16 protein-coding genes and 1 pseudogene are annotated in these 19,307 nt (G+C 69.6%); 12 read left to right on the top strand and 5 right to left on the bottom strand.

Annotated features, from left to right (window positions below; genetic code table 11):
• Window positions 1-728 precede the first annotated feature (728 nt).
• Window positions 729-2,327 carry an FUSC family protein gene (locus B9C99_RS24165; protein WP_088899623.1) on the top strand — a complete coding sequence of 533 codons (1,599 nt, stop codon included), beginning with the start codon at window positions 729-731 and terminating at the stop codon, window positions 2,325-2,327.
• A gap of 40 nt (window positions 2,328-2,367) precedes the next feature.
• On the opposite strand, the gene B9C99_RS24170 is transcribed toward B9C99_RS24165, so the two are convergent.
• Entirely contained in the window at window positions 2,368-3,942 is a 1,575-nt protein-coding gene (locus B9C99_RS24170) for a hypothetical protein (RefSeq protein WP_016691028.1), read from the bottom strand.
• A gap of 327 nt (window positions 3,943-4,269) precedes the next feature.
• Here B9C99_RS24170 and B9C99_RS24175 point away from each other — a divergent pair, with 327 nt between their 5' ends.
• Window positions 4,270-5,742, top strand: a complete 1,473-nt coding sequence (locus B9C99_RS24175; RefSeq protein WP_016691027.1) for an MFS transporter — start codon at window positions 4,270-4,272, stop codon at window positions 5,740-5,742.
• On the opposite strand, the gene B9C99_RS24180 is transcribed toward B9C99_RS24175, so the two are convergent.
• Entirely contained in the window at window positions 5,729-7,381 is a 1,653-nt protein-coding gene (locus B9C99_RS24180) for a CdaR family transcriptional regulator (RefSeq protein ID WP_016691026.1), read from the bottom strand. The genes B9C99_RS24175 and B9C99_RS24180 overlap by 14 nt on opposite strands.
• A gap of 328 nt (window positions 7,382-7,709) precedes the next feature.
• Between B9C99_RS24180 and B9C99_RS24185 the strand changes: the two genes are divergently transcribed.
• From B9C99_RS24185 to B9C99_RS24220, 8 genes are all read left to right on the top strand, one after another.
• A complete protein-coding gene (locus B9C99_RS24185; protein ID WP_006552488.1) occupies window positions 7,710-8,159 on the top strand; it encodes a heme-binding protein in 450 nt (149 codons plus the stop codon).
• Window positions 8,160-8,199: 40 nt separating this feature from the next.
• Window positions 8,200-8,919 (top strand): TenA family transcriptional regulator, encoded by a 720-nt coding sequence (locus B9C99_RS24190; RefSeq protein WP_006552489.1) that lies wholly within the window; start codon window positions 8,200-8,202, stop codon window positions 8,917-8,919.
• Between the two features lie 84 nt (window positions 8,920-9,003).
• Window positions 9,004-9,390 (top strand): Rieske 2Fe-2S domain-containing protein, encoded by a 387-nt coding sequence (locus tag B9C99_RS24195; protein WP_016691025.1) that lies wholly within the window; start codon window positions 9,004-9,006, stop codon window positions 9,388-9,390.
• Window positions 9,387-10,613 (top strand): FAD-dependent oxidoreductase, encoded by a 1,227-nt coding sequence (locus B9C99_RS24200; RefSeq protein WP_088899624.1) that lies wholly within the window; start codon window positions 9,387-9,389, stop codon window positions 10,611-10,613. The genes B9C99_RS24195 and B9C99_RS24200 overlap by 4 nt, the downstream gene beginning before the upstream one ends.
• Window positions 10,610-12,064: an aldehyde dehydrogenase family protein gene (locus B9C99_RS24205; protein ID WP_088899625.1), complete on the top strand. Its 1,455-nt coding sequence runs from the start codon at window positions 10,610-10,612 to the stop codon at window positions 12,062-12,064. Before B9C99_RS24200 ends, B9C99_RS24205 begins: the two co-directional genes overlap by 4 nt.
• 39 nt (window positions 12,065-12,103) lie before the next feature.
• Entirely contained in the window at window positions 12,104-12,460 is a 357-nt protein-coding gene (locus B9C99_RS24210; protein WP_006552493.1) for a non-heme iron oxygenase ferredoxin subunit, read from the top strand.
• A complete protein-coding gene (locus B9C99_RS24215; RefSeq protein WP_088899626.1) occupies window positions 12,457-14,055 on the top strand; it encodes a gamma-glutamyltransferase family protein in 1,599 nt (532 codons plus the stop codon). The genes B9C99_RS24210 and B9C99_RS24215 overlap by 4 nt, the downstream gene beginning before the upstream one ends.
• Window positions 14,045-14,476: a RidA family protein gene (locus B9C99_RS24220; RefSeq protein WP_229566842.1), complete on the top strand. Its 432-nt coding sequence runs from the start codon at window positions 14,045-14,047 to the stop codon at window positions 14,474-14,476. Before B9C99_RS24215 ends, B9C99_RS24220 begins: the two co-directional genes overlap by 11 nt.
• A gap of 99 nt (window positions 14,477-14,575) precedes the next feature.
• On the opposite strand, the gene B9C99_RS24225 is transcribed toward B9C99_RS24220, so the two are convergent.
• Together B9C99_RS24225 and B9C99_RS24230 are read right to left on the bottom strand one after the other, a co-directional pair.
• A complete protein-coding gene (locus B9C99_RS24225; RefSeq protein WP_088899627.1) occupies window positions 14,576-15,154 on the bottom strand; it encodes a DUF2231 domain-containing protein in 579 nt (192 codons plus the stop codon).
• 71 nt (window positions 15,155-15,225) lie between these two features.
• Window positions 15,226-17,469, bottom strand: a complete 2,244-nt coding sequence (locus tag B9C99_RS24230; protein WP_088899630.1) for a DNA polymerase III subunit gamma and tau — start codon at window positions 17,467-17,469, stop codon at window positions 15,226-15,228.
• Window positions 17,470-17,600: 131 nt separating this feature from the next.
• On the opposite strand from B9C99_RS24230, the gene B9C99_RS24235 reads away from it, so the two are divergent.
• Window positions 17,601-18,248, top strand: coding sequence for a PadR family transcriptional regulator (locus B9C99_RS24235; protein ID WP_016691018.1), 648 nt, complete (start codon window positions 17,601-17,603; stop codon window positions 18,246-18,248).
• A 4-nt stretch (window positions 18,249-18,252) separates the two neighbouring features.
• On the opposite strand, the gene B9C99_RS24240 is transcribed toward B9C99_RS24235, so the two are convergent.
• Window positions 18,253-18,942, bottom strand: a complete 690-nt coding sequence (locus B9C99_RS24240) for a GntR family transcriptional regulator (RefSeq protein WP_088899628.1) — start codon at window positions 18,940-18,942, stop codon at window positions 18,253-18,255.
• Window positions 18,943-19,066: 124 nt separating this feature from the next.
• On the opposite strand from B9C99_RS24240, the pseudogene B9C99_RS24245 reads away from it, so the two are divergent.
• A pseudogene (locus B9C99_RS24245) lies at window positions 19,067-19,307 on the top strand (sulfurtransferase); the annotation flags it as partial.

The following is a 19,307-nucleotide window of genomic DNA, read 5'->3' on the forward strand; positions in this document are numbered from 1 at the left end:
CCAGGCCACGATCTGCCTGGCTCGGCGGCGCGTGGACGTTCTCTACGCTCTGCTCCGCGACAACCGCACCTGGCAACCGAATGTGCCGGTTACCGCGGTGGCGGCTTGACAGGATCATTGAGAGTCCCTTCGGATCGGTGCGACGCCCTGCGCGTCGTGGAAGGAACGATCCGGTGCCCGGTGTCCCGGGTGGAAGGGACGGCCGTCCCGACCTTCCGGGACCACCGTTCGCGCCATCCCCGGGCACGACGAACGAGGGGGAGGTTGTGTGCGATTCTCCCGACGAAAACGCACACGACCTCCCCCTCGATCGGACAGTGCAACGCGGATATCTCCGTGAGCGGACGGATCCGCGTCGTCACGAATTCACTCAGGGATGGCGGGTGCGGCGCTCGTCCGCCGAATGGAGAGCGGCGACGGACGCGAAGGCCGCAGCCAGTACCAGTAACAACAGCACAACATTGAGTGTCATGGAATGTCCTTTCACGGGGCCGGGTGAATTTCTCCCGACTTCGAAACAGGCGCTCTCCTCTTCTATCCCATTTACGAGAAATATGCGAGTCGACGCATTTTCCACCGGCGAATTCGATGCGTTCGCAATTCGAACGCCGACGAATTACCCGTCGAATATTCCGTCGGGAAATTCGGCGGACCGGCCCAGTGACCTGCGCCTCATGCGCGCCTGCCGACGGGAAACGCCGGCCCGCCGGTTCCTAAGGTGATACGACGTGGCGGAAGCGAGCGGAGATCATCGGGTCGTCGATCTGCCGCTGCCCACGCCCGCCCCGTTGCGGACCGCGATGCTGTCGGTTCCGCGGCAGGGACGCCGGTGGCCCGGCGCCGCGCGCGCAGCCGCCACCGTCGCGGTACCCGGTCTCGTGGGCGTCGCCCTCGGATTCGGCGCCGTCTCCGCCATCGCCACACTCGGCGCCTTCGCCGTCGTCTACGGCGAGCAACGCCCCTATCGCGTCCGTGCCCGAGCGGTCGCCGTCATCGGGACGGTGCTCGTGACACTGGCGACGATCGGTGCCCTCGCAGGGTCGGTGGTCCACCACGAGCTGGCCGAGGGAGGGTCGGCGTGGTGGTACCTGCTGGTCATCGCGGCGATGACCGCGACCGTCGCGGTGTGCGCCTTCGTCGTCGACGCGCTGCGGATGGGTGCGCCCGGCGCCTTCCTGATGTTGCTGTCCCTCGAGATCGCGTCCGCTCTCCCCGCGCTGGGAGTGTCCGTCCCGACGGTCTCGGCCTGGACGGCGATCGGCGCGGGGACGGCCGTCGTGGTCTCCCTGTCCGGCGCCCCGTTCCGGCCGCGAACTCCGGAACGCACGGCGGTGGCCGCTGCGGTCGCCGCCGTCGACGCGGTCCTCGAGGAGAACTCACCCGGCAATCGCCGCGCCGCGGTCCACGATCTGCACGCCGCCTGGCAGTGCCTGCACGACGCCGGACTCGTCGACTCGGGGCATCCGCTGGAGCAGACGCTGCGCGCGGCGCACCTCCGATGCGCGGAGACACTGGACGAGCGGCCGCGGGACGAGGCGGTTCCCGAGGACGATCTGCGACTGCGGACCCCGCTGCGACGCCCCTCCGTGCGGTACCGCCTCGCGCGCGCCGCGCACCTGCGCAGCCGGTCGGCGACGATCGCCGTGCGCCTGCTCGTCGCGGGACCTGTCGCCGGGACGATCGCCATCGCGCTGGGCGTCGGACGCCCCGACTGGGCGGTCATCACGGCCGCGATGATCCTGCATCAGGGACCGGACCGGATCCTCGGCTCCTACCGGGCGGCGCACCGCTTCCTCGGCACCGTGCTCGGACTCCTCCTGGTGGCCTGTCTGACGCCCTTCCATCCCGGTGGGGTCGTCCTCGTCGCGGTGCTGGCCGCGGTGATGGCCGGCACCGAGATGTTCCTGGTGCGGAACTACGGCCTGGCGATGGTCTTCATCACCCCGCTCGTCGTCGTCCTCGGTGGTTTGGGCGCCCCCGGCGATCTGGTGACGGTCGCGCGCGATCGGTTCCTCGAGACCGTCGTCGGCGTCCTCGTCGCGCTCGCGGTGCTGTGGGGTGTGCTCCCCCGGGCCCACCGCCGCGTCCTCGACTTCGCCGACGGGCGCGTCCGCGACGCCGTCACGAGGATCGCCGCGTCGACGGACGCACGCGAGCTGCCCGAACTGCGCCGCGACCTCGAGTTCGACCTGCACGCCTCCACCACCGCGGCCGTCATCGCCGCGCACACCGAGCCGGCGTGGACCCGGGAACGCTGGACCGAACATCGCCGTCTCCACGAACTCGGCTACCGGATCCTGACCCTGCCGGAACGACCGGGCCCCTGAAGCAGGGACCCGGTCGCTTCCGTCGGAACACGCGCCCTCGTCAGAACACCAGGACTGCGAAGACGGTCGAGAGGATCAGTCCCGCCATCACCGGCAGGAAGCACTTGCGGGCGAGATCGAGCACGGGCACCCGGGCGAAACCGGCCACCGCGACCAGCGAGGACCACGCGATGATGACGCCGCCACCGGCCCAGATGTTGCCCATCTGACCGATCGCCGCGAGCGTCGACGGGTCGACGTCGACGGCCGGGCCGAGAGCACCCGACAGCGCACCGGTGAGGGGCAGTCCGCTGAATCCGGATCCGTCGAGTCCGGCGACGAGGCCGATGAGCAGGATGCCGAAGGACGTGACGAAGGCGTTCTGCGGAAGGTTGGCCTGCACGGTGGTCACGAGGTCGAACAGGATCGCCGGGCCTGCGGCGTCGGCGGAGATGCCGAGGATCGGTCCCGCGAACTCCGGATTGCCGATGAAGAAGAAGCCGGCGATCGGGAGGACGCAGCCCATGGCCTTGAAGGCGAAGACCAGACCGTCGACGAGGTGATCCGAGGTGGTCTCGAGGAAACCTCCGCGGTCGGTCGACGCTGCGGCAGCGAAGAGGATCAGCGCTGCGATCCCACCCACGATCGCGGCGGCGTCACCACCCTGCAGCGGCGGCACGACCTCGGTGAACTTGCCCAGCATCAGGTAGACGATGAAAGCGAGGTAGGCGAGCGGCACGAGCATCGCGAACGCCTTCGCGGTACCGCGGCGCTCCTTCTCCGCCTCGGCGTCGGGGTCGGCGACCGGGTCGGACGGCGCCACGAGCACCGCCGTGGCCGTCGCCGCATGCTCTCCGCCACCGCCGGTGGGGCCACCGGCGGGTTCCGGCCGACGCGGAGGACGGGAGCCGCCGCCCGAGGAGTCGTCGCCACGGGTGTCGCCGATGCCGCGGTCCGCTTCGGCCTCCCACTCGACGAGGAGGTCGGGGGACGGCGCACGCCAGTGCCGCTTCTGCACGAGGTAGGTGATCAGCAGGGCCGTGCCGCCGACGATCAGGGACAGGACCATGGCCTTGTCCGCGACGGCGTCGGCCTCGACGCCGGCCGCCGATGCGGAGATACCGGGCGCCACCTTGATGATGTAGTCCGAGGACAGCGCCATGCCCTGACCGCAGATCGCGATGACCATGCCCACCGACAGCGGGGACATGCCCGCGCGGATCGCGACGGGGATGAGCACCGCGCCGACGAGGGGCACGGCCGGGGTGGGCCAGAAGAACAGGGAGATCACGTAGGTGACCGCGGCGAGGACGAGGAAGCTGCTGGTGCCCGCACGCATGACCCGCCGGAACGGCGCGACCATCATCCGGTCGGCGCCGAGCTGGCGCAGCGCGCCGAGCATGGCCGTGACCATCGCGATGATGAGGAAGATGTTGAACAGTTCCTTCGCCGCGACGAGGCTCGCGTTGAAGATGGCCGACAGTCCCGTGACGATGCTGCCGGAGAATGTCAGTGCGGTCAGGAAGGTTGCGACGACTGCAGGAACGACGATGTTCTTCCGCAGGGCCATGGTGGCCAGGATGACGAGGATGCCGGCCAGGTAGACCCAGTGCGCGGCGGTGAGTTGTACGTCCAAGGCGATTCCTTCGACAGGGGGGTGGAACGAGTCGGGCTGTGTTCGTGGACGGTGAATGGGAACTCGATGTATTGGGGGAACTTTCCGCTACGGCCCGTGCTCGGTCAACGAGAACGGTGCACATTGCCCGCCACGCTAGCTGTGCACTGTGTTCCACTTTTGCGATTTCGTGACGACGAGGCGCTCGGATGTGAAATATTGCTACGAACATGTGTCGCGCGCCCCGCGCCGCCCTCACGACGTCGTCGAATGTGCACCCTGCACCGGTTCCCCCGGATCCGATGTGCACCTTCACTCCGCGATGGCGATGCATCCGACGGTAGCGCAGTGCGAAAGTGGTTCGACGGTACGAACCGTGCCGCGCAGTTCCCCGAGGTTCCGGAGAGTTCGATGACCACTCGCACCGATACACCGGCAGCGCCGGCAGCCGAGACGGATACGGGCACTCCCCTGGCCCTGTCCGCCCTGCTCGCCGGAACCCTCGTCGGGACACTGAGCAACAACATCATCAATGTCCCACTGCCACAGATACTTTCCGACTTCGACGCAAGCCTCGAAGACGGTGCACTACTGGCCGTCGGCTTCCTTCTCACTTTTGCTGCGGCAATGCCCCTTGCAGGGTACATCGGTGACCGATACGGTCGGCGTCGCGTCTACTGCGGTGCCCTGCTCGGCACCGCGATCTGCGCTGCCGGAGCGGCGACGGCGCCGAGCCTCGAGATCCTCGTGGTCTGGCGCGCCCTCGGCGGAGTCGCGGCGGCCGCATTCGCTCCCGCGGTCATGGGATTGATCGCGTGGCTGTTCGGCGCGCACAGACGCGCACGCGCGGTGAGCGCGTGGGCCACCGTGAACGGACTCGGTCAGGCCATCGGCCCCACCCTCGGCGGTTTCGTTGCGGGACATTGGGGTTGGCGATGGGTTTTCGTCCCGATGATCCCGATTGCACTGATCGGACTGGCCGGAACGCTGCGCTGGATCCCGATCTTCCCCGGACGCCGGATGACCCTCGACGTGCCCGGTGCGATCGCACTGACGCTCGGTTCCGCCGGAGTCGTGCTGGGACTGAGCATGTTCGGACAAGCGGGTGTTCCCACGTCCGTCGCAGGGATCGCACTGGCCGTCTCGATCGTCGTACTGGTCGGTTTCGTCGTGCACTGCCTCCGCGCGGACGTGCCGTTCGTCGACGTCCGACTGCTGGTCGAGAGCAGGTTCGCGCGGAGCGCAGCCGCCGCCTTCGCGCAGATGTTCTGCCTGGGCGCGGCTCTGCTGGCGGTGCCGCTGCGGTTGCACGCGACGGGCGCGTCGACAGCCACGGCCGGGGCCATCCTGTTCGCGCTGCCCGCGGTCATGGCGGTCCTCGCACCGGTCGTCGGCCGCACCGTCGACCGCGTCGGCGCACGGCGGATACTGCGGGCGGGACTGGTGGTGCTCCTCGTCGGTCAGATCGCGCTCGCCGTCGTCCTCTCGGCGGACGAACCGCGCCTGTGGCTCGTCGCGACCGTCCTCGCGATCACCGGCGCCGGCATCGCCGCCGTGCAGACCCCCGCGGCCGCCGGCTCGACGCGTTCTCCGGCGGGCGAGCGCGGAACGGGGCTGGGGGTGTTCAACCTGATCCGTTTCGGCGGCTCGGCCGTCGGGGCGGCGTGGGTGACCGTCGCGCTCGGTTCGTGGACGGTGGGACCGCTCTTCGCGGTGTGCGCCGTGGTCGTGTGCGCGGGGTTCGCCGCGTCGTTCCTGGGGGCCGACCCCGAGGATCACGTCGCGACCGGCTCCGAGTCGACCGCTCTCAGCGGTAGTTGATCTCGTTCTCGACCGAGGTGCGCAGCCGGTCGAGAAGCTCGAGGCGGACGGCGAGCCAGGCCGTGAACTGGTTCTCCGGCAGCCGGACGTCCATCCCCATCGCGCGGGAGATCCGGTCCAGCTTCGACAGCATCGTGTTGCGGTGCACCGACAGCTCCCGCGCCGCCGCGTTGACGTTCCCGCCGGCCGCGAGATAGGCCGACAGGGTGTCGTACAGGTCGGTGCCGGGCTTGAGCGACCCGAACACGTCGCCGACGAACCTGCGGCTGCGATCGGTCTCGGCGACCAGCTCGAGCACGCCGTAACCCCGCAGGTCGCGGTACGCCACCGAACCCGACATGCCGAGCCGCTGCCCGATGCCGAGTGCCACGCGGGCCTGCCGATAGCTCTCCCGGATCTGGTCCGCGCCGACGGCCGGAGCTCCGTGGGCGACGGGCACCGGGCGCACGCGCCGGCGGGACAGGTCCTGCGACACCGCGTCGGCGTATTCGGCGATCTCGAGTTCGACGTCGCGCGGGTCGCGGTAGCGGAGCGACCGCACCACCACCAGGACGTCGCCGATCACCGTGACGTACGAGCGCACCGACGGATGGGGCAGGACGCTGGCGGCGTACCGGGCCAACCGCAACAGTCCACCGGATTCGTCGCCGCCCGGGCCGGCCGGGTTCTCCCCGTAACCGGGCGCGACGAAGACCGCGAACGACGAGGTGAGGTCGATGTCGTGGTACTCGGCGCGGGCCTGCATGTCGTGCTGGCTGGTGAAACTGCCGTGCACCAGCGCCTGCACGAAATCGCCGCGGGCCCGTTCCTCGGCCTCGTCGACGCTGCGTTGCCGCAGCATCTCCGACCCGATGATCGCCGTCGCCTGTTCGGTGACGACCGCGTGCTGAGCCAGTTCGTGCGGTCCGGGAGACGCACCCGAGGCGAGAACGACCACCCAACCCTCGAACCGTTTGCCGAGCCGGATGGTGCTGGCCGTGCACGTCCAGGGTGCGCCTCCGACGACCTCCTCCAGCACGCGGGTGTCGTGGTGCGCGTGACGATCCGCGGCCGTCACCGTCGACAGCTGCTTGTGTAGGATTTCCGAGATCTCTTCCGCCCGAGCGGCATCCACACCGTGGAAGGCGACGGCCTGACCACGCGCGTCGAGCGCGATCGCCGGATGCTGTGCGAGCGCCGAGACCTCCTTGACGAGCAGGTTCAGTCCCGCGCCGCGGTGCAGCAGGCCGGCGAGCGTCGAGTGCACGTGCGCGGAATAGCGCATGACGTGCACTTCCTGCATCAGCGACCGCTCCGCGAGCAACCGGTTGAGTGCCGCGAATCCGACGGGCAGGTCGAGTTCGATCACGACCAACCCCGCCGGCCAGGACACTCCGGCGGGCACCGCGCCGTCGACGACCAGCGCCGCCGCATCGCGGGCCGCGAGTGCGGACAGGGCGTGCGCACTGTCGGCCAGTGCCTCCGGCCGCATGTACACGGCGACACCGGTGAGATCGTCGAATCGGCCGACGACCTCGCCGAACGGCAGCACCCAGGTGAGCGCCCGGTCGAGATCGGCCTCCCGATCCACGACCCGGGCGCCCTCCATGAGCGGTTCGTCGAGCAGTCCTCGGACTGTCAGACGCGGGCTCGATTCCATGGGGACCTGCTTCCATCGGGAGCATCGGCGGGCCGTGAGGGGGTGGACCCGTCGACACCGTGGCGGTGTGCACTTTCTACACCAGTTACCAGAGTCATGCGTCCCAGACACATGTGCACTGTGTACACCGAATCCCGAAAACAACGGTGATCTTGACCGTCCCCATCGGCGCACGGCCCTGTTAGAAATGAGCCACGCCGGACACACCGCTCCACCGCTCCGGCACCCGCCGACACTTCAGCGACGCGGCATCGGCGGGACGCACACGGATCCCGACGCGGACCAGGAATCGTCCGACTCTCCGACCCGACTTCGAAAGTGGAGACCAATGCATCGAATCCACCGCATCACCCTCGACGACGCACTCCCCCTGCTGGCCGCCGGCCGCGCGAAGGCCGAGGAGATCGGCGTGAAGCAGACCCTCTGTGTCTGCGACGAGAGCGCGAACGTCATTGCTCTGCACCGGCTTCCCGGCGCCCGCCTCACCGGCGTCGAGATCGCCATGGCGAAGGCGTTCACCGCCGCCGGCCACGAGCGCGCCACCCACCTGTTCAACGAGGGTCCCAACGGACCCGCCCTCCCCGGTAACGAAGCGTTCGGCATCAGCCACATGCTCCCCGGGAAGTTCGCGATCTTCGTCGGCGGCTTCCCTCTCGTCTACGACGGACAGATCGTCGGCGCCGTCGGCATCAGCGGCGGCAACGGCGAGCAGGACAAGGCGGTCGGCGCCGCCATGATCGCCGAATTCGAAGCCCTGACCTCCGCGATCAACGCCTGATCGCATCCCCCGCACGACCTCCTCATCGAAAGGCATCATCATGACCGAACTGCTCGGACGCGACGAATTCCGCGCCGCACTCGAAGACGCCATCAAGGGACGCGAGGCGAAGAACGCATCGTTCAGCAAGGCGTGGGCCGAGGGCAAGCTCGAGAAGCACCACTTCGCCCGGTGGGCCGAGAACCACTACCACTACGTCGGCCCCTTCGCCGACTACCTGGCGAACATCTACTCCAACACCCCCGATCACTTCACCGACGCCAAGGACTTCACCCTCCAGAACATGTACGAGGAGGAGCTGGCCGACATCCGGCACACCGACCTGCTCATCAAGTTCGCCGAGGCGTGCGGCACCACCAAGGAGCGCGTCGAGGATCCGAACAACATGAACGCGGTCACCCGCGGACTGCAGGCCTGGTGCTACGCGGTGTCCCAGCGCGAACACTTCGTCGTCGCCACCGCGGCCCTGGTCGTGGGCCTCGAATCCCAGGTGCCGAGCATCTACAAGAAGCAGATCGTCCCGCTCCGCGAGGTGTACGGCTTCACCGAGGACGAGATCGAGTTCTTCGACCTGCACATCACCTCGGACGTCGTGCACGGTGAGCGCGGCTACCAGATCGTCCTGGACTGCGCGGACACCCCGCAGCTGCAGCAGCGCTGCCTGCAGCTCGTCCGCTGGGGAGCGGAGATGCGTTTCTCGTACACGAAGGGCCTGTACGACACGTACGTCGCCCCCGATCTGGAGCTGGCGTCCGCCTGATCCGATGCGCGGGAGCGGAAGTCGCTCGCGGCTTCCGCTCCCGTTCTCGCACACGAGCGAAGGAGAAGCATGTCCACCGAAATCATGGGCAGCGGGACCGCCGGCACCGACACCGCCGCGGAGTCCCCGACCTGGGTCGCCGTCGCCACGGTGAAAGAGGTGACCCGCCGCCGCAAACTCCGCGTGGAGGTCGACGGCCTCGCGATCGCACTGTTCCATGCGAACGACCGCATCTACGCCTTCGCCGACCTGTGCATCCACCAGGACCGTTCGCTCGTGAAGGGCACGCTCCTGCACGGCCGGGTCATCTGCCCCGGCCACCAGTGGCGCTTCGATCTCGAGACCGGATACGAAGAGGACCAGGACCTCTGCCAGCCGGTCTATCCCGTCCTCGTGCGCGACGAGACCGTCCTCGTGGACCTCACCCCGCGTCCGGCACCGGCCGCATCCGGAAAGGAGTGCACGGCATGACCGTTCGCACCGTAGTCACAGTGGGCGCCGGCCAGGTCGCCGCCGTCGCCGCACGCACCCTGCGCCGCCGCGGCTTCGACGGACGCATCGTGCTGCTCGGCGACGAGCAGCACGCCCCCTACCAGCGTCCGCCCCTGTCGAAGGAATTCCTCGCGGGTCGTGAAGGAATCGACTCCCTCGCACTGCTGACCCGGAAATGGCTCGACGCCAACGACATCGACATCCGCACGGGCGTGTCGGTCCAGCGCATCGACACCGCGACCCGCACCGTCGAGTTCGACGGCGGCGAGATCGCCGCCGACGCGATCGTCCTCGCCACGGGCGGACGCCCCCGCACCCTCGCCACCACCGGTTCCCGGCCCGATCTCGTCCACTACCTGCGCACCCTCGACGACGCGACCGCCCTCGCAGCCCGCCTGACCCCGGGTTCGAGTCTCGCGATCGTCGGCGGCGGCTTCATCGGACTCGAGATCGCCGCGACCGCACAATCTCTCGGGGTGACGGTGACGGTCCTCGAACAGGCCGAACACCTTCTCGGAGGCATCCTCGGCGAGCAGGTCGGCCGGCACTGCGCCGAACTGCACCGCCGCAACGGTGTCGACCTGCGCACCGGCACGGGCGTCGCGTCGGTGACCACTTCCGATCGCGGTGTGCGGATCGAGACCACCACCGGCGGGATCGTCGAGGCCGACGCCGTGGTCGTCGGCATCGGCATCGTCCCCAACACCGACATCGCGGCGGCGAGCGGACTCGCCGTCGACGGAGGGATCGTCGTCGACGCCACCGGGCGCACCTCGGTCGAGAACATCTACGCGGCAGGCGATGTCGCGAAGCGGTTCTCCCCGCGCGAAGGCCGGCACGTGCGCGTCGAACACTTCGACAACGCGAACCGCCAGGCGGCGGTGGTCGCCGACACGATCGTCGGGCGGCAGTCGCTCTCCGACGACCCGCACTGGTTCTGGTCCGATCAGTACGACTCCAACATTCAGTTCGCCGGATCAGCCTCCGGAACAACCGAACTCGTCGTCCGCGGGGACACCGACAGTGGAGAGTTCTCGGTCTTCTACCTCGCCGGCGACGTTCTGACCGCCGCCTTCGCGATGGACCGCGGCGAGGACATCATGGCGGCCCGCGAACTCATCGGCCGCAGGGTCGACGCAGCGCTGCTCGCCGACGAGGACACCGATCTGTGGGAGATGTACGAGGAGGTCGAGCCCGCATGACGATCACCGGACTGAACCACATCGACGGCAACTGGGTACCGGCCGCCTCCGGCGCGGTCTTCGAACGCCGCAACCCCGCCGACGAGACCGATCTGATCGGCACCTTCCCGGACTCCGACGCCATCGACGTCCGCAACGCCGTCGACGCCCTCGACAAGGCCGCACCCGAATGGGCCGCCACCCCGCCCGAACGTCGCGCCGCGATCCTCGAGGCAGCCGCCGACCATCTCGCGGCACGCTCGGCCGAACTCGTCGACGAACTGATCCGCGAAGAGGGCAAGACCCGAGCCGAGGCCACGATGGAGGTGAGCCGCACCCCCATGAACCTGCGCTTCTACGCAGGTGAGGCACTGCGCGCCACCGGCGCGACCTTCCCCGGTCCGGGCTCCACCACCGTCTACACCGTGCGCGAACCGATCGGGATCGTCGGTGCGATCACGCCGTGGAACTTCCCGCTCAACATCCCCTCCCGCAAGCTCGGGCCCGCGCTCGCCGCCGGCAACACGGTGCTGTTCAAGCCGTCCGAGATCACCCCGCTGATGGGACAGCGACTCGTCGAGGCCCTGCTCGCCGGTGGTCTGCCGGCCGGCGCGATCGCACTCGTACAGGGCGACGGCAAGGCCGGTGCGGCAGTCTCCGGCGACGAGCGGATCGCCGCGGTGACCTTCACCGGGTCCACCGAGGTCGGACGCGCCATCCACCGCAGCGTCGGCCCCGACCGGCGCGTACAGCTGGAGATGGGCGGCAAGAACCCCGTCGTCGTCCTGGACGACGCCGATCTCGACGCGGCGGCCGCACTGATCGTCAAGGGCGCCTTCGGACTGTCGGGCCAGGCGTGCACCGGCACCAGCCGTGTCGTCGCCGTCGACGCGATCCACGACGAGTTGCTCGAGAAGGTCGCCGAACGCACCCGCGCCCTGCGGGTGGGACCGGGTTCGGGTGCCGCCGTCGATGTCGGCCCGCTCGCGAGTCGCGGTCAGCTCGACAAGTTCCTCGAGTACGTCACCATCGGCACGGACGAAGGCGCACGGCTGGTGTGCGGCGGCGTGCGATGCGAGGACGACACGCTGCGTGGCGGATTCTTCGTGCGGCCCACGGTCTTCGCGGACACCGCACCGGGGATGCGCCTGCTGACCGATGAGATCTTCGGCCCGGTCCTGGCCTTCCAGCGCGCCGGTTCCTTCGACGAGGCCCTCGCCCTTGCGAACGACACCGCCTTCGGGCTCAGCGCCTCCGTCGTCACCCGGAGCCTGTCCGCCGCACAGCGATTCATCGCAGGGTCGCGGACCGGACTCGTGAAGGTCAACCAGCCCACCACGGGAATGGCCATGAACGCGCCGTTCGGCGGCTACAAGCAGTCGAGCACGCAGACCTTCAAGGAACAGGCCGGCCCCACGCTCATGCAGTTCTACCAGTCCGAGAAGACCGTCTACCTCTCCCCCGACGCCTGACCGGCGACACCGACCCTCGACAAGCCTGGAGGAAAGACCATGGAGTTCAAGCGAGTGGCCCGATCCGGGCAGGTGCCCGAAGGCATCGTCCGCCGGTTCTACGCCGAGGACTACGAGTTCGCCATCTCCCGACTGGACGGCAAGGCGTACGCCACGTCCAACTACTGCTCACACCTCGACTGCCTGCTGTCGTCCGGCAAGCTCGTCCAGGACGGCATCGGATGCTCCTGCCACGGAAGCGCATTCGACCTCGAGACCGGCGAGCCGATCTGCCCGCCGGCCACCGAACCCATCAAGACCTATCCGTGCGAGGAGCGCGACGGCGAGATCTTCGTCGGGATCGACCCCGCCGAGCCGCCGGAAGGACCCCGTCGACGTCGGATGCGGTCGGCATGACCCGGCGCGCGACACGACCGGCGACGCTCGCGACCGGAGGCATGGTCGCGTCCAGTCATCCACTCGCGAGCCTCGCCGGGGTCCGCGTCCTCGAGGACGGTGGCAACGCCGTCGACGCGGCCCTGGCGATGGCAGCGGTCACCTGGCTGACGCTACCCGGCCAGTGCGGCATCGGCGGTGACGCGTTCGCCGTGGTCCGCGAGCCCGACGGGTCGGTGTGGACCGTCAACGGCAGCGGTTACGGACCCGACGGCGGCACACCGGACTTCTACCGGGAGCGGGGACTCGACGCGATCCCGCTCGACGGGGCGCTCGCCGTCGCCGTCCCCGGCGCGCCCGCCGCGCTGGCCGCACTGCACCGGCGGGGAGCGAGCAGGTCGCTGCCCGAACTGTGGGCGCCGGCAGCCCGGATCGCCGAGAGCGGCCTGCCGTGCTCGGCGAAGACCCGGACCGATGTGCAGGTCGCGCTGCGTTCGATCCGCGGCGACGCCGGACTCGCCTCGGTGTACACACCGGGCGACCACGTCCCGCGCCTCGGCGACGTGCTTCCCCAGCCCGATCTGGCCCGCACGATCCGTGCGCTGGCCGAGGATCCGGGCTCGTTCTACACCGGCACGCTCGCCGAGCGCTGCGTGGCTACGCTGCAGGGGGGCGGAGCACCGTTCAGCGGCGACGAATGGCAGGCCGGGGCGGCAGTGGACGCGGAGGCGGCTCTCACCGGCACCTATGCGGGGCACGTCGTGCACCAGACCCCGCTCCCGACGCCGGGATGGATGGTCCTGCACCAGGCCGCCCTGTGCGACGACGCGCTCGGTACCCACCCTGTGCTCGGCGCGGCGTCGATCGACCGGATGGCCCGCGCGGCCACCGTCGCCTTCGAGGACAGGCTCCGCTGGTGCTCGTCGGACAACGACGGGGTCGCACGGGTGCTCGAGCCCGCGAACATCGCAGCCGGTCGCGCACGGATCGAAGAGCGTGCACTCGCCGAGGCCTTCTCGGTCTCCGCCGGGGACACGACGTCGTTCGTCACCGTGGACTCCGAGGGGCGGGCGGTGTCGTTCATCCATTCGCTGGCGTTCACCTTCGGAGCGAAGCTCACGGTGCCCGGTACGGGCATCGTGCTCAACAACCGACTCGGTCGCGGTGCCTACCTGATCGACGGGCATCCGAACGAGGTGGCGCCGCGCCGCAAGCCCCTGCACACGCTCAACGCGTGGATCGTCACCGACTCGGCGGGCGAACTGCGGCATGTGGGCAACACGCCCGGCGGCGACGGGCAGGTGCAGTGGAACATGCAGTTGCTGTCGCACCTGCTCGACCACGGTCTCGACCCCCAGGAGGCGGTCTCGGCGCCGCGCTTCACCGTCTTCCCGGGATCGGACGCCAACGTGCTCGGCGAACCGACCGCGTTGCGGATCGAAGGCGACGTCGCCGACGGCGTGTGCGACGAACTGCGCGAACTCGGTCACCGGGTGGAAGTGCTCGAACCACTGGGCGCAGACGGAAGCGCACAGGTGATCTCGATCGACGACCGCGGAGTGCTGTCCGGAGGCAGCGATCCACGACAGGAGGGGGTGGCGCTGGGTGTCCTCTGACATTGCTGCTGTTGCACCTCGGCCGCAGGGCCGGTACGTCCCGGCCGTGCTGGCCGGTGACACCGTCCGCACGGCGGGCATGACCCCGCGTCGCGACGGCGAACTGATCCTCACCGGACGGGTCGGCGCGGAGGTCACCGTCGAACAGGCCCGGGCCGCCGCGGTCGTCGCGGTGGGCAACGCGTTGGCGGCGATCCGCGCAACGGTGCCGGAGGGCACGTCGTTCCGGCCGGTCGAGATGGTCGTCTACATCGCGAGCGCGCCCGGCTTCGTCGACCTGTCGGTGGTCGCGGACGGCGCGTCGGACGTGATCGAACGCGAACTCGGTGTGGACGCACTACCGGCACGCACCGCAGTCGGCGTCCACACCCTGCCCGGTGGAGCGCCGCTCGAGATCGCGCTGACCGCCGTGTGCCGGTAGGCGGGGGTTCACAACCGAGAAACGAGGCTCACAACCCTGGTGGTCGACCCTCAGGGTTGTCAGCCTCCTCTGTGGGTTGTGAACCTCGGCGACGAACGCTCAGCGCTTCGCGCCGATGTCCTCGAGTTCGGCTGCAAGATCGACGCTCTCGGACGGTCGCTGCCACCGATACACTCCCCCGCCCTGGGCGTAGGAGAGGTGACCGCCGAGGGCACCACCGACACCGACGGCGCCGAGACCGATCAGGGTCCACACCGTCCCCGCCCGGTCGTGGCGGGCACGTCGCGCGCGATAGGACGTCGCCATGCAGATCACCCCGATCGCGTTCGACACGGCGTGCACCGCGCCGACCCTGCGCTGAGGGACCTCCTCCAGCGTGGAGAAGTCGGTGTACCCGGTGACGATCGTCGGGACGGCCGCGCCCAGTCCCAACGCGACGAGTCGCCGGGACGCGGTGCGCTGCCCGGGCAGCGCGTCCAACGCCGCCGCGGACACCCACGACCCGATCGGGACGGTGACGAGAAGGGGATGGACGGGGTGTCCGAGCCAGGAACCTCGGAGCAGGTCGTCGACGACGGAGCCGTCGAGGACTCGCCGTATGCGCTGCGCGATGCGCTCGGCGGGCCGATCCACAGCGTCGAAGGATTCGACGGCGCGCAGGAGTTCGTGCAGGTTCATGATGAGGCCATACCCGTCGACAGCAGAGACGAATCGCCGACGCGGTCGATGCGACCTGGGACTCGGTACGACTACTTCTCGTCGAGCGGTTTCGCTCCCAGCACGTCCTTGAGCAGCTCGATCGCGACTTCCTCCGGATCGCGGCGCGTCGACGGGTCGCCGGGCGTGGCGGCCTCGGCGAACATCTCCTCGACGTCCGCCTCCGTCATCTGCGACGGGTCGGGCGGCGGCGCGTCGTAGCCCGAGCCCGGATCGTCGGGAAGGTCGGGCGCTTCGGGCGGCGGAATGTCGTCGACGTTCTCCGCGGACGGACGTGTGAACGTCGGAGCAGCCGACGGTGCCGCCGCCGGTCGCTGCGGTGGGGCGGGGGCTTCGACGGGAGCGGGCGCCGCGGCGTTCTTCGCCTGACTCGGCCGGGAGAAACGCGGTTGACCCGCCGGACGCGAATTCTTCTCGGGCGCCGGGGTTCTGGCAGGCGCCTCCGCAGCAGCGGAACCGTGGACGCAGGTGACCTCGAACTCCCCGCCGAAGACCGCCTTCAGCGCATCGGCGATGACCGTGGCGTTGCGCGCGTCGGCGAGTCGCTTCGCGAGCGGAGCGGAGTCGTGCACGAGCACGACGCGGGTGCCGTCGACCGACCGCACGGTGGCGCCCGAGAGCATCACTTCGACGGTGCGGCTGCGTTCGCGGACCTTCGCACGCACCTCCGACCACACACCCCGCATCTGGGCCGCGTCGGGACCGCCTGTCGCGCGGGCGGGTTCGGGTTCGGGTTCGGGAGCAACCGGCTCCTCGGGGGCGGGCGGCGGAACCTCCTGCGCGGCAACCTCGTCGGGCACACTCTGCGGCTGCGGCGCCTCCGGGACGACGGGAGGTTGCGCGGCGGCGGGAGACGGCGTCGGGGTCGGTACCGGCTGGGCCGGTTCGGGCTGCACCGGTTCGTGCTGGGCAGGGGGTTGCTGGGCAGGAACTTCCGGTTGCGGCTGCGCGGCCTCGCGGGGCTGAGCAGTCTCGGTGGACGGTGCGGCAGGTGCCACCTCGGCTGCCCGGCGCTGGGAGGGACGCTGGAAACGTGCCGCGGGTTCGTCGGGCGAGATGGGCGGTGCGGCAGGCGCGGCGGGTGCTGCCACTGGCTTCGGCGCGGCACCTCCGACAGGAGCCGCGACGATGCCCTGTTCGAGTCGTTCGAGGCGTTGCAGGACAGCGGTTTCCGCGTCGGACGCTGCGGGGAGCAGCATGCGCGCGCACATCACCTCGAGCAGCAGACGCGGCGACGTCGCCCCGCGCATCTCACCGAGCCCGGCATGCACGATCTCGGCGTAGCGGGTGAGGGTGGCCGGACCCAGGCGGGTCGCTTCGTCGCGCATCCGCTCGAGGACGTCGCCGGGAGCGTCGACCAGTCCGCGCTCGGCGGCGTCGGGGACGGACTTCATGAGGATGAGGTCGCGAAGGCGTTCGAGGAGGTCGACGGCGAAGCGACGTGGGTCGTGTCCGGCGTCCATGACCTTCTCGACGGTGCCGAACAGCGCCGCGCCGTCGCCGGCCGCGAGCGAATCGACGGCCTCGTCGATGAGCGCGACGTCGGTGACGCCGAGCAGCGACAGGGCGCGCTCGTAGGTGACGCCCTCGGGGCCGGCACCGGCGAGGAGCTGGTCCATCACCGACAGCGAGTCGCGGGGGGATCCACCGCCGGCACGGATGACCAGCGGATAGACCGCGTCCTCGACCGGCACGTTCTCCTGGCCGCAGATCTGCTCGAGCAGACCCCGCATCGCCGTGGGAGCGAGGAGCCGGAAGGGATAGTGGTGCGTGCGCGACCGGATGGTGGGCAGCACCTTCTCGGGCTCGGTGGTCGCGAAGACGAAGATGAGGTGCTCCGGCGGCTCCTCCACGATCTTGAGCAGGGCGTTGAAGCCCTGCGTGGTGACCATGTGCGCCTCGTCGATGATGAAGATGCGGTAGCGCGACTCGGCCGGAGCGTAGAACGCGCGGTCGCGGAGTTCGCGGGTGTCGTCGACACCGCCGTGGCTCGCCGCGTCGAGTTCGGTGACGTCGAGGTTGCCTCCACCGCCCGGGCCGAGCGACACGCACGACCGGCACGTGCCGCACGGCGTGGACGTGGGGCCGGTCTCGCAGTTGAGCGAGCGGGCAAGGATGCGCGCCGAGGACGTCTTGCCGCATCCACGAGGGCCCGAGAACAAGTAGGCGTGGTTGATGCGGCCCGTGTCGAGCGCCGTGCTGAGGGGCACGGTGACGTGCTCCTGCCCCACCACCTCCGCGAAGGTCGCAGGTCGATACTTCCGGTACAGAGCCACGCGCCGAGCGTACCGGCGGCTCCCGACATGCACGGAGGTCGGTCCGTCGACATCTGTGGCCGAGACCACTCTTGCGTTAACGATATATCGAGATCTATCGTGATCGTATCGACAAAGAAGGAGACGCACAGATGCGAACCCACGAACATCCCCGCGGCCGTCGCCGCGCCATGCACGATCGAAATCTCCCCGGCGGCCCGTTCCGCGCCGACGGACCCCGCCGGCGCGGACACCACCCGCACGACGACGAACCCGGCTTCCGCCCGCACCGCGGTGGCGGCGGACGGGGACACGGCGGCCCGCGAGGAGGACGACGCGGCCGAGCACAACGAGGCGACGTCCGCGCGGCCGTCCTGCGCCTGCTCGGCACCGAACCGATGCACGGCTACCAGCTCATGGAAGCGATCGCCGAACGGACCGGCGGCGCCTGGCGCCCCAGCCCCGGCGCGATCTACCCGACGATCTCCCAACTCGAGGACGAAGGACTCGTCACCGTCGAGAAAGAGGGCGGACGCAAGCTCGTCTCACTGACGGATGCGGGCCGCACGTACATCGACGATCCGGGGAACGAGCTCATCGACCCCTTCGCCGGTCACGATCCCGATTCCGACGCCCCCGACCTGCGACTCGCACTGCGCGAACTGCAGGTCGCGACACGGTCGGTCGCGATGAGCGGTTCCGACGCCGAGGTCGCCGCGGCACACGCGGTCCTCACCGAGGCCAAGAAGTCGCTGTACCGGATCCTCGCCGGGGACACCGACACGTCCGATCAGGAGTGAAGGCTCAGCCGCGGGCGAAGAGGCGGATGCGCTGCTCGCGGCTGCGCTCGAGATGAGCACGCATGTGCTCGCGGGCCGCGGACTCGTTCCGCGCCCGCAACGCGTCGAGAATCTGCGCGTGCTCCCGGTTGAGCAGATCGGGCTCGCCGTAGTTGGACGGCGGCCCGGAGTCGTAGATCCGCAGCTGGGTGGTCAGACGCACGAGCAACGTCGTGATCGTCGTGTTGTGCGCGGCCTGCCACAGCGCCTCGTGGAACCGGAAGTTCCCGATGCGCACCGCGGCGTCGTCGGTGGCGGAGCAGCACGAATCGTGCAGCCGCTCGAGCCTGGCCATGTCGAGATCGGTGTGCCGTATCGCCGCCGCGCCGGCCGCCTCGGATTCGAGCGCGACGCGCGCCGCATAGATCTCGATGACGTCCTCGGGTGCGCCCGAACGCACCCGGAAGCCGCGACTGGCCCGTTCGAGCAGACCGTCGTGCGCGAGCCAGTTGAGCGCCTCACGGATGGGGGTGCGGGACGCCCCGTAGGTCTCACTGAGCTGGGTCTCGTGCAGAGCGGCGCCGCGTGGGAACTTCCCGGCGAGGATGTCCGAGCGCAGGCGCAGGTACTGCTTGGAGGTCTGGTCGTCGCGCCCGGTGGGCGGCTCGACGAGAAGTGAGCTCTCCAGCTCGGCCGTCGCGTCCTGCTCGGTCATCTACACCCTCCGTAGGCATGCCGTTTACGTGCGCCGATTATGCCACCGTCAACGTACGCATACTTGCGTATACGTTATTCGTCGTTTAGCGTCGCTCCTCGAACACGACGAGAGGACCCAACGCGTGACCGAGGCGGCTTTCCGGGACGAACAGGTGCTGATCAGCGCCGAAGAACTCGCGAGCGACCCCGGCGCACACACGGTCCTGCACGCCACGGTCACCTTCCCGAAGCCTCGTTTCGACGGCGACTACCGACCGGAATCCGGTTACGCGACCTGGCGCGCCGCGCACATCCCGGGATCCGTGCACGCCGACCTGCTCGGCGGATTCAGCGCCCCCGGCACCGAGCTGCACTTCTCCCGCC

This window comes from Rhodococcus sp. BUPNP1 (assembly GCF_002215235.1).
GTDB lineage: Bacteria > Actinomycetota > Actinomycetes > Mycobacteriales > Mycobacteriaceae > Rhodococcus.